This window comes from Thermophilibacter sp. ZX-H3, from assembly GCF_052599055.1.
The window spans coordinates 42,656-49,189 of sequence record NZ_JBQXES010000014.1; the positions used below are offsets into that span (position 1 = coordinate 42,656).

Here is a 6,534-nt window from a genome sequence, read left to right on the forward strand (position 1 = left end):
TGAGCTACCTCCCGCAGGATAGGACAACGTCACAGATCCAGTCCACGTCCTCAAGCGCGAGGTCCGCATACATGGGAAGCGTGAGCACCTCGTTCGCCGCGCGCTTGGCCACGGGCGTGCTTGATGAGTCGAAGCGGCCCTCGTAGCACTCGTAGTCGCTCACGAGCGGGTAGAAGTACTTGCGCGGGTGGATGTCCTTTGCCATGAGAGCCGCGTAGACGTCGTCCCTCGAAGCGCCGAACGCCTGGGCGTCAAACGTGACGGGCAGGTAGGCGTAGTTGTATCGCACGCCCCTCTGCGGGCGGAACACGCGCACGCCGGGGGTGCCCTCGAGGCGCTCCCAGTAGCGCTCCGCCACGTGGCGGCGCTTCTCGATCTCCTCGTCCACGTGGCGCAGGTTGCAGATGCCCATGGCGGCGCAGAACTCGTTCATCTTGGCGTTGCCGCCCACGTACTCCACGGACTCCGTGCCCGTGATGCCGAAGTTCTTCCACTGGTCGAGGAGCTTCTTGAGCGCGTGGTCCTTGAAGCAGACCGCGCCACCCTCGATGGTGTTGAAGACCTTGGTAGCGTGGAAGCTGAACATGGAGGCGTCGCCGTAGGTTGCCGCGGAAACGCCGTCTCTGAAGACGCCGAACGCGTGCGCCGCGTCATAGATCACCTTGAGCCCATGCTCGTCTGCGATGCGCTGGATTGCGTCCGCGTCGCAGAGGTTGCCATAGACGTGGACGGGCACGATGGCACAGGTCTCGTCATCGATGAGGCGCTCGATGGAGGCCGGGTCGATGGTGAAGTCGTCCTCCTTGATGTCAGCAAAGACGGGCGTGAGTCCCTTGCGCACGATGGCGTGCGTGGTGGAGGCGAAGGTGAAGGGCGTGGTGATGACCTTGCCCCTGAGGCCCATGGCCTCGAAGACGCACTCGAGGGCGTTGTGACCGTTGGTGAAGAGCGCGATGTCATCCACCTGGAGGTAGCGCTCGAGGTCGAGCTCCAGCTGGTGGTGCTTCTCGCCCATGTTGGTGAGCATGTGCGTCTCCCAGAGCCGGGCGATCTCCGCCGTGTACTCATCAAGGGAGGGCATCGAGGAATGGGTGACCCAGATGGGCGTCTTGTGCATAGGGCAGGCTCCTCACACTCACGTGATTATGCGGGGATGATTATCCCCGTTCTGCGGCCCCAATTCTATCGCATAAGATGAATATGGCCTAAAAGCATACGTCAGGAGCATGATGAATCGTTTCAACCTCTGCATCCTCGCGCTCTGCGCCGTCCTCGCGCTGGTGCTGGGCTATCTGATGTCCAGGCGCTTTCGCTCTCTCACGGCCCCCTCACCAAAGGTGGGCAGAGAGGAGCTCCTTTTCCTTCTGGGGATTCTCCTTGTTGGGTCCCTCTCCATCTATGGCGTATTCCTGCTGGGGCGCGCCTCGTTTGCCTACCGCGACCTAGGGTCGGACACCGTAGAGCTGTACGTTCCGTTCTACACGAACGTCATCGAGAGTATTCGAGGCGGCAGCTTTGGCGCATGGAACTTTGAGTACGGGCTGGGGGCGTCCGCCGCAAGCTACCAATCATGGCTGCTCGACCCCTTTAACGTGGTGCTTATCCCCCTTGGGCTCATTCTTGGCAGCGAGCGCCTCTCGCTTGCCCTCACGTTTGTTCAGATTCTCAAGGTCGTGGTCTCGGGCCTCATGTTCGACCTCCTGCTCAAACGATACTGCGAGACCCCGCTCGGCCGAATCGTTGGAGCCTCCTGCTTCGCCTTTGGGGGCTTCCTCATGCTCTGGGGCCAGCACTACTGGCTCGGAAGCGTCTACGCGGTCTTTGCCGTCACCATCCTTCAATTCGAGCGCCTCATGGAGCGATGGAGCGCCCCTCGCTTCTGCTGCGTCGCCCTCGCCTCTGCCCTGAGCGTCGGCTGGAGCGCGTACTGCGGCTTCATGTCCCTGCTCGGCGCAGCGCTCTACTGCCTGCTCCGACTCATCCACGCAGCCAAGGGAGAGAGGAAGGCGCTCCAGGTCGTCAGGGGAACGATCAGACTCTGCATCCCCGTCCTCTGCGGCGTGCTGCTTTCAGGCGCTGCCCTCGTTCCCTATGCAAGCTACCTGCTTGGAGAGACCTCGCGCGTCGCCGCCGACGCTGGGTCATCCGTCACCCAGCTCGCGGGCGAGTATCTCCTCAGCTTTGTACCGCTGCGCTGGATCCCCATGATTCTGAGCCGCCTCCTGGGAAGCGGCCTCATCTCGAGCGGTGCCCCCATCCCGCCGGAACTTGTGCCTCCCACGGAGCACTTCTCATACGTCAACTGTTATGAGCTGGTAGTCCTCGGCTTCGGCTCGCTTGCCCTCATCCTCCTGTTCCAGTTCTTCCACTGGTCCTTCAAGAAGTGCGCCAAGGGGGACCGGACGCTCATCGTCATCGCGGACGCCCTCGTGGTGCTGTACTGTTTCAACGAGTTTCTTCCCGCGCTCTTCAACGTGTTCGTTGAGCCCAAGTACCGCAGCAGCTTCGTCCTGGCAGTGCCCATCTGCATAGCCATTGCCATGGGATGGGAGAGGCGAGTCCAAGGGGGGGACATCTCACGTGCCGCCCTCCTCGCTGGCGTCGTGTCCACCGGGGCGATACTCGTCTGGTCCGCACTCAACTCCGTCAACGGAAGAAGGCTCTGCATCGCCTATCTTGCTATCGTGCTCGTGTTTTGCGTAATCGCGCTTCTCGCCTCCCCACGAGGGGGGCGCCGACCCCCCACTCTCGAGGGGCCCGTTGCTCGCACCGTCCTGGCGGGCCTGGTCGTGGCGGGGTGCGTGCTTGACGGGTTCTATGTCACACAGATACGCACGACCTGCACCAGCGAAGACTTCCCCTCACGTGAGGCGGAGAACACGCAGGACACGCTCGACGCGCTCGAATGGATTCGCCAGAGCGACGACGGGCTCTACCGCATTGAGAAGACCTATGTCGAGTGCTGCTCGTACAATGACGCGATGGTGCAGGGCTACTGGGGGGTCAACTCCTACAACTCGACCTCGGATGGGGATGTCATCGAGTTTTACCGCACGTTCTGGCCGGATGCCTACGTGAGCGACTATGCGATTCAGGACTTCAGGCTCGACGCGAACGGTTACTCCCTGCTGTCGCAGCTCGGGGTGCGCTACCTTCTCTCCAAGGAGCCAATTGAGGACAGCCGCTTCACGCTCGTCAACCAGTTCGGCAGTGTCTTTGTCTATCGCAACGAAGGGGCAGTCCCGCTGCTCTTCACGAGGGAGAGCCTCATGGGAGAAAGCGATGTTGAGCTCCTCTCCAGCGCCACCGTTCGACAGGTTGCCATTGGTAGGGCGCTGGTGGTCCCCGACGACATTGCGTCCTCGCACGCGTCCACGGAACCCGCGTCTCTCACGTCGAACCTCGCTGCCAAGGGGGGCGATTGCCTCGTCGGAACCGTGGAGGCTACCGCGCCCGCGGTCGTCTGCCTCTCCATTCCCTATACCTCCGGCTGGATTGTTACGATTGACGGCGAGGAGATTGAGACATTCCGCGCGAACGTCGGGTTCGTGGGCTTTGAAGTGCCGGAGGGAGAGCACGATATCGAAGTTCGCTACGTCATTCCCGGACTGGCGACAGGCCTTGCGATAAGCACCGCAGGCATGGCATTAACCGCAGTCTCCTGCGTAGTCGGCTTGAAGTTTGTGCGCAGGCGGGAGAGCGAGGGAGAAAGGGAGGGCTAGGACCTCCCGAGCAGCTCCTTGAGCGTGTTCATCAGATAAGTGAACTCCTCGACCTTGAACAGCAGGGCGATGCCCAGGTAGACTACCGCCATCGCAACCACCTGCAGCAAGATAGTGATGAGATCGGGAAGGCCGGCGAGGGGCACCACGAGCGTCGTGGCGGCGGCGATGGCAGCCATGACAAATGCGGGGAGGATGTCCCTGATCTGCTCGTGATACGCGTAGCCGATAACACGTTTGTTAGGCGAGGCGTTGATGAAGGTGCTCAGGACGCCCGAGACCATGTACCCGGCGACAATGAGATAGAGGTCGCGCAGCGCGAAGACGGTGAATGCCAGAATGGCGATGCCAACGACCTTCTTGATAACCTCGAGTCTGAGGAACAGATCGCTCCTGCCCATGCCGTTGAGCGTCTGAAGGTTGGTGGTGTGAATCGGAAGAAGGGCGTACACGAAGCAGTACATCTGCAGGAACGGGACACAGGGAACCCACGCCTCGCCGAGGACGACCCTCACGATAGGCTCGGCCGCGGCAGCGAAGAGCGCCATGGCGGGAGCAACGAGGAAGGTGCTCGTCTTGAGCGCACGGCGCGCGATGCGCTTGACGAGGGCATGGTCACTCTGTGCGTGAGCGACCGCAGAGAGCATGACGGGCTGAATGGCACCGTCGAGAAGCCCCCCGAGCGCATTTGGGTACCTTTTGCCCTGCGACACATAGCCCAAATCCGAGCTCGAGAACACCTTGCCGATCATGAGGTCGGAGAGGCTCTGATAGCCCTGGTCGAGCAGGCCGGAGGCGAGGAGCTTCCATCCAAAGCGGAAGAGGGTTATCGCCCGGGCGCGCTCGAAGACGAAGCGGGGCTTCCAGGGGACCTGCAGCGCCAGCACGAGGCACTTGCACCCCTGCTGAACGATCTGCTGAAGAACGAGGGCCCAGATGCCACCCCCCGCCATCGCGACCCCGATGCCCGTGGCGCCAGAGACCACGCCGGCCGTGATGGTGGCGCGAAAGGTCTTATGGAACTCCAGGTTGCGCGCGACAATCGCCTCCTGGATGGAGTTATAGGCGTTGATAACGAGCACGAGAACGAGCACGCGCAGCGGGGTCACCGCCGCTGGCATGGCGTAGAAGTCGGCAACCGCAGGCGCGGCACAGAAGACGACGGCGTAGAGTACCACGGAGGTGGTAAGGCTCATCCAGAACACGGTGGAGTAGTCCCGCTCCGTGGCGTCGGGCGCCTGGATGATCGCAGTGTTGAGCCCGCTCTGAACGATGACGTTGCCGATGTTCACGAAGACGAGCATGATGGCAAGCATGCCGAACTCGTCAGGCGAGAGCAGGCGGGCGAGGACAATCTGGATGAGTAGCGTCACGACGGCAGTCCCGCCCTGCTCGAAGAGCTTCCAGAACAGGGACTTGATCGTTGACATCTTGAAGTCGCTCGTCGGCACGCGAACACCCTTCCCAAACGCGGACGCCTAGGCGGCCGCGACCCTCGGCATTGGTTCAAAGGGGTATTGTATACTAGGAAATCGCAGATACGAGCACGTACGAGGCCTTCCCCTAGGAGTCAACATGAACGACAAGCCCCAGAATCTTGATGCCCTGCTCGCCGACGGGTTTACCGAGCGTTTTGCCCGGGAGTACCTCGAGATTCTCGATCGCGAGAAGGCAAGCGGGATGTACGAGCCCGATTACCTTGCCTGGTCGCACGCCCACGGCTTCTGCGCCGAGTCCGCCTATGCATACGGACTCGCGGAGGACAACCTCGATGACTACCTCTCCGACTACGACTACTGGCGCCTCTGGCCGCTCAACAGCTGGGAGCGCATCTGGATTAACGACAAGCTCACGCTGAACGCCCTGCTCCAGGACTCCGACCTTGCACGCTATCTGCCCACCTACTTCTACTACAGCCGCCCCGAGGGACTGCTCCCCCTCTCGGGGAGCGACTACGCCCCTGGAGTGGACGGCCTTCTCGCCTGCTTGCGGCGCGAGGGTACCTTTGCCTGCAAGCCGAGCAACGGTACCGAGGCCAACGGATTCCACAAGCTCGAGTGGCATGAGGGGACCTATCGCCTCGACGGCGAGGAGGTGACCGAGGCAGGCGTGCGCGAGTTCGTGAGCGCCCATCCGAATTATGTCTTCACCGAGTTCATCCACCCCGAGGCGAGCCTCGCTGCCATCAACCCGCTCATCCACACCATCCGCGCCCTCGTGATCAACCCCACGGGCTCCGCTCCTACCCCCACCATCGGTTACCTCCGCTTTGCGCTCGAGGGGGCAGACGAGGGCAACGGCGCCAACTACGTTCCGCCCACCGAGGACCAGATTGGTGCCTACAACGTGCAGATTGACCTCGAGACGGGCGAGTACGGAAACGGCAAGCTCGTCTTTGCCAACCGCGTGGTGGACTCCCCGCGCCACCCCACGAGCGGCGTTCTCGCCGAGGGCACGCTCCCTTACTGGGACGAGGCAAAGGAGATGATGCGACGGCTCTCCCTCAAGGTCGGCGCCTGCGAGTATCTAGGCTTCGACGCCTGCATCACCGACAAGGGCCCTCGAATCATGGAGATCAACTCTCACTCTGGCATCAAGTATCTGCAGCTCTTCCATCCCATCTGGAAGGACGAGACGCTTGCGCCCTACTATCGCGAGAAGCTCGCAGCCATCGACGCGCTTGACGAGACGGGACGCGCAAGGAGAAATGCCATCGTACGATAGCCCCCCATGGCTGGCAAGTGCGAACGGGGGGGGGGGGGGGGGGGGGGGGAGCGAGGGGAGTCCTTCCTCCCCTCCCCCCCCCGCCCCC

4 protein-coding genes are annotated in these 6,534 nt (G+C 62.2%); 2 read left to right on the forward strand and 2 right to left on the reverse strand.

Translation table 11 applies throughout. The annotated features are described in order from the left end of the window. Positions 1–4: 4 nt before the first annotated feature. On the reverse strand, positions 5–1,117 hold the full coding sequence (locus tag ACULPM_RS07230; RefSeq protein ID WP_445331867.1) for a DegT/DnrJ/EryC1/StrS family aminotransferase: 1,113 nt from the start codon (positions 1,115–1,117) through the stop codon (positions 5–7). Between the two features lie 112 nt (positions 1,118–1,229). Here ACULPM_RS07230 and ACULPM_RS07235 point away from each other — a divergent pair, with 112 nt between their 5' ends. Further along, complete coding sequence (locus ACULPM_RS07235) at positions 1,230–3,722, forward strand: YfhO family protein (RefSeq protein WP_445331868.1); 2,493 nt, start codon at positions 1,230–1,232, stop codon at positions 3,720–3,722. Here ACULPM_RS07235 and ACULPM_RS07240 read toward each other — a convergent pair. Continuing rightward, the gene (locus ACULPM_RS07240; RefSeq protein WP_445331869.1) at positions 3,719–5,173 is read right to left on the reverse strand and encodes a lipopolysaccharide biosynthesis protein; all 1,455 of its coding nucleotides are present in this window, start codon (positions 5,171–5,173) and stop codon (positions 3,719–3,721) included. The two genes, ACULPM_RS07235 and ACULPM_RS07240, sit on opposite strands and share 4 nt — an antisense overlap. Positions 5,174–5,297: 124 nt before the next feature. Here ACULPM_RS07240 and ACULPM_RS07245 point away from each other — a divergent pair, with 124 nt between their 5' ends. Further along, positions 5,298–6,446 carry a sugar-transfer associated ATP-grasp domain-containing protein gene (locus ACULPM_RS07245; protein WP_445331870.1) on the forward strand — a complete coding sequence of 383 codons (1,149 nt, stop codon included), beginning with the start codon at positions 5,298–5,300 and terminating at the stop codon, positions 6,444–6,446. Positions 6,447–6,534 lie beyond the last annotated feature (88 nt).

Bases quoted from the DNA above. Each gene is read 5' to 3' on its own strand.
- ACULPM_RS07230 (WP_445331867.1), bottom strand. From the start codon at position 1,117: ATGCACAAGACGCCCATCTGGGTCACCCATTCCTCGATGCCCTCCCTT.
- ACULPM_RS07235 (WP_445331868.1), top strand. From the start codon at position 1,230: ATGAATCGTTTCAACCTCTGCATCCTCGCGCTCTGCGCCGTCCTCGCG.
- ACULPM_RS07245 (WP_445331870.1), top strand. From the start codon at position 5,298: ATGAACGACAAGCCCCAGAATCTTGATGCCCTGCTCGCCGACGGGTTT.